At 52.0% G+C, this 4,290-nt stretch carries 5 protein-coding genes; 3 read left to right on the forward strand and 2 right to left on the reverse strand.

Translation table 11 applies throughout. The annotated features are described in order from the left end of the window. A partial coding sequence (locus VLA04_01810) for a DEAD/DEAH box helicase (protein ID HSI20431.1) occupies nucleotides 1–798 on the reverse strand: 798 nt, incomplete at its 3' end. A gap of 236 nt (nucleotides 799–1,034) precedes the next feature. Between VLA04_01810 and VLA04_01815 the strand changes: the two genes are divergently transcribed. Then, nucleotides 1,035–1,616, forward strand: a complete 582-nt coding sequence (locus VLA04_01815) for a phosphatase PAP2 family protein (protein HSI20432.1) — start codon at nucleotides 1,035–1,037, stop codon at nucleotides 1,614–1,616. A 39-nt stretch (nucleotides 1,617–1,655) separates the two neighbouring features. Here the strand turns inward: VLA04_01815 and VLA04_01820 are convergent, their stop codons facing one another. Beyond that, nucleotides 1,656–2,216: a low temperature-induced protein gene (locus tag VLA04_01820; protein HSI20433.1), complete on the reverse strand. Its 561-nt coding sequence runs from the start codon at nucleotides 2,214–2,216 to the stop codon at nucleotides 1,656–1,658. 229 nt (nucleotides 2,217–2,445) lie between these two features. On the opposite strand from VLA04_01820, the gene VLA04_01825 reads away from it, so the two are divergent. Together VLA04_01825 and VLA04_01830 are read left to right on the forward strand one after the other, a co-directional pair. Further along, nucleotides 2,446–3,255 (forward strand): endonuclease/exonuclease/phosphatase family protein, encoded by an 810-nt coding sequence (locus VLA04_01825; protein HSI20434.1) that lies wholly within the window; start codon nucleotides 2,446–2,448, stop codon nucleotides 3,253–3,255. Between the two features lie 19 nt (nucleotides 3,256–3,274). Next, the coding region (locus tag VLA04_01830) for a DUF4037 domain-containing protein (protein ID HSI20435.1) at nucleotides 3,275–4,290 on the forward strand (1,016 nt) is incomplete at its 3' end.

Below are 4,290 nucleotides of genomic sequence, written 5' to 3' on the forward strand. Positions count from 1 at the left end.
CACGCGCTCAGTAAGCTTACGTGCACCATGTTTGGTACGGGAGAATACAAGAACCAGTCCCTCGTGATCCTGTAACAAGGTGTGAAGGAGGTTTGTTTTCTCTTCTGGACGAACGTAGGCCATTTCCTGACGGATTTGTGCATTACTTTCACCAGCATTAGCAACTTCAATGCGAAGCGGCTCTTTCATGTACACATGGGCAAGTTTGGCAATCTCAGGGGCCATAGTGGCAGAGAAGCACATGGTTTGACGCTCTTTCGAGACCATGTCCATGATTTGCTTGATCTGCGGTGCAAAGCCCATGTCCAACATGCGGTCTGCTTCGTCGAGTACGACAAAGGTGACGTCATCAAGACGCGCTGTACGCTGTTGAATGTGGTCCCACATACGGCCAGGAGTAGCGACAATAATCCGTGGGTTAGCACGAAGATCTTGCTTTTGGCGGTAAATAGGAGCGCCACCAATAAGACAGACTGTCCGGAGTTGAGGCGTAAGCAAGCGCGTAATGCGCTTAATGCTGTCCTCAACCTGAATAGCCAGCTCACGAGTAGGAACTACAACAAGGGCCTTTCCAGGTCCTGCCATAAGCTTCTCGATGATAGGGAGGGAAAACGCGAAGGTTTTACCAGTACCTGTTTGCGCAATGCCCATGACATCATGGCCGCTGCGTGCAACAGGAATAGCCTGCGCCTGAATAGGAGTTGGCGTAGTTAGGCCAAGCGTATTCAACGCAGTTAGGATAGGGGCTGATAGGCCCGTCTGAATAAAGTCCGTAACGGACTGTTGGGTGGGTTCCATACTTTCGATTTAGATGATCCATTCCCCAAGAATCATCTAAAAAGTATGAAACAAGAGAGCGGAGCACTGACTGGATAGCCAGTCATTTAGTAAGTGATTTATCTTAGCGCGAATCCCCGCTTTTGTCAACCATGAAGAAGGGGTGTCCACGAGAAATGATCGGCTTTGCGCGTCTGTTATGCGCAAAACACACAATCTCGTGGACACCCTTTTCTTCTATTGCTACGCTCAACAGTATGATCGCCATTGCCCTCCTTGCCTTCTCCATCGTTCTCCTGGGCTTTTTGATTCGCTTTGAAAGCGTCCAGGCCTTGGACAACCTTATTACCTACGATATCCAACGCCTTCGCACCCCGTACTTAGACACACTCCTCACCTTTATTACCCACCTCGGCGGCAGTGTTGCCCTGAGTACGGTGACCATTCTGAGCGTGGGTGCCTACTATCTACTGGGATATCCCCGCGAAGCCTTCCTTATAAGCATTTGCTTTTTAGTCCTTCCCCTCAACCTTCTCTTAAAGGAGATCTTCCATCGCCCTCGTCCAGCCAAAGAAAAGCACGCTATTCTTGTCCGTACGCGCGGCAAGAGTTTTCCATCTGGCCATACCATGTGTTCCACGGCCATTTACGGCTTCAATGTCTTTCTCCTGGCCGCACTCACGCAGTACTCGCCCCAGCTTCTCATTGGCAGTGCTTTTGGCCTTCTTACCCTGATTGGCATCAGCCGGACATATGTAGGGGCGCATTGGTTTACGGATGTGTTGTGCGGATGGTCGGCCGGCACTATTATTGTTCTCCTACTCGTTACCGCCTACTAAAAAACCGGCCCGAAGGCCGGCTCTTAAGAGGGGGATACCCTATCGGTCGCTAAACGTGCGCTCAATGACCGTAATGTGGCGGTCAGCCGCACCACCTGCGCCCTCTGCCGCCTCTAGAGCAGCGCGGACGTGCTCCTCAGTGTCAGGTGTCACTGGTACGCCAATGACAATGTCTCCACCACGCACAGCATCGTCATAGTATTTGGCGTCTTCTTCGGACAAACCGATGCCCGTAAGGGCACCAATGAGGCCGCCTGCAACCGCGCCAGTTACGGCACCGGAAACAGTGGTCGCAGCGGCACCCGCCAACCCTAAGGCAGCAGCTACCGGCCCACCGATGAGGATGCCGGCCAAGGCAGGAACAACCCCAATACCAGCCAGAAGCCCAGCAATACCACCAATGACCCCGCCGGTTGCAGCACCCCCAAGGGTATCCTCTGCAACCTCCCCGGCACCATCTTTCTCAACCGTCCGTCCATCTTCTTTCGCAATAACTGAGATATCCGATGAGGTGTACCCCATTCCCTCTAAGTTAGCGAGGGCCTGATCTGCTTCGGCGCGTGTCGCAAAGTCTACAAACAACATGTGCGTGGCGTTCATACAGTTCTCTTAGCGGATAAGATATCTGGATCTTCACCTGCCATGTGGGTAAGGCGGTGGTTACGATGTAGTACCACCACCCTAGCGAATGGGTCAACCCACAAGCACCAAAGCAGTCTGCGTTTTCCCTCCTCAGAGCACCGATTCGTTTTGTTGCTTAAGTATCCCTCCTACCCGGCCCAGCAAAAATGATGTATACCTTTCGTACTGCATCCGTAACCCACGGCCTATGCACCCATTCCGCGCAATGACATTCAACGTTAACGGCCAAGCCCGCTTTGGATGGGAGCGGCGCGCGTCTGTGTGCGGAAAGGTTATGGAGGAGAGCCACCCGGACATCGTCGGCTTTCAAGAATTTGGGGTTACAAACTGGGAAACGTTTTCCGACCATCTTCCCTACTTCGATATCTACTACGGGCTGGAAGCGGGCGATATCTTTATCAATCCCATTGCTTGGGATAAGAACCGCTACCACTGCCGGGAGGCCCATACCCAATGGCTCAGTGAGACCCCGCATGTGTACTCCAAGGGATGGGACGGCTCTGAACGTGGCGTCAGCTGGGTAGTCTTAGAGGATTGTTCAGCCGAGCGCGTCATACTGTTTCTCAATGTGCATTTGGACAACAAAGGTGAAAAAGCCCGCATAGAAGGTACCCGCCAAATGCTCACGATCATTGGGCAGTACCCCAACTCCCTCCCCACTATCATCACAGGGGACTTCAACTGCAGCCCTCACCTTCCCCACGACACCTCTTCATACACACGAAAACCCTACGACATGCTGGTAGATGCAGGCTTTTGCGACAGCTGGTCAGACGTCAATCCGGAGACTGCTCAAGTACCCCATACCTTCCACGGATACCAAGGCGAAGAGTATGTAGCAGACCAATTTGGTACTTGGCATACAGATTGGATTATGGTACGAAGCATAAAGACTCTGCAGCACGAGATAATCCGCAAAGCAGAGGATGTGACGTTTCCCAGTGATCACTACCCGGTAGTCTCCCTTCTGGAGTACACCGCGGAGAGCGCAGCTTAGATACTAAAGCCGCATCGCTATGGACAACCTCCCTCCCTTTATTCCTGGTATCGAATTGAACCGCATGTTCTACCAGCAGGTTGTTCGCCCGCTTTTAGACAAACATGCGCCTGGCCTTATTTATTCCGTAGGGGTTGTTGGTGAAGGCTCTGACGTCATCCGCTTCGACAATCCTGAATCGATGGACCACAACTGGGGGCCACACCTTCGCATCTTTTTGAGTGAAGAAGACTTTGAGAAGAAGAGCAAGGAGCTGGATAAGATGTTCCGTAACGAGCTTCCCGTGGAATTTATGGGATTCCCCACCAACTTTACCCCGGAAAGCGACGGGTATTTGGTCCAACAAATGCAGCACATTGAAAAGGGACCAGTAAACCACTTAATCCAATTTTATACTGCCAAGACTTTCTTCCAGCACTACCTTGGCATTGATCCCAAGAAGCGTCTTACCCATGTAGATTGGTTGACCTTCCCCCAGCAGGCACTCATAGAGGTATCGGCCGGAGAGCTCTACCACGATGGTCTGAAGCTGCAAAAGTTGCGGGACAGGTTTTCTTATTATCCCGACGACGTTTGGCGATACATGTACACCATCCAATGGGGCCGCCTAGCCAACCTAGAGACTTTCCCAGGAAGAACGGGTTCTGTTGGCGATGAGCTAGGCTCACAAATTGTCACGAACCGGATTGTCCACTGCCTCATCCAAATGTGTTTCCTCATGGAGAAGCAGTATATGCCTTATCCAAAGTGGTTTGGCAGCACCTTTTCCCGGTTACGCCCAGCCAATGAACTTACCCATATCTTCCTCAACACTGTTCACGCTACAAACTGGCAAGAGCGGGAAGAGCATTTAGGATATGCCTATGAGATCATTCTCCGCCGCCATAACGAGCTCAAGCTCATGAAGCCCTGGAATACGGAGATGAAGGAATTTGAAGGGCGGCGCTACAAGGTTATCTACGCCAACAAGATCTACGACCAACTCCATGAGAAACTGCCGCCCAAGTTCAAGGGCCTGCGTTGGCCGATGGGGGC

This window comes from Verrucomicrobiia bacterium (genome assembly GCA_035460805.1).
Classification (GTDB): Bacteria; Patescibacteriota; UBA1384; order CAILIB01; family CAILIB01; genus DATHWI01.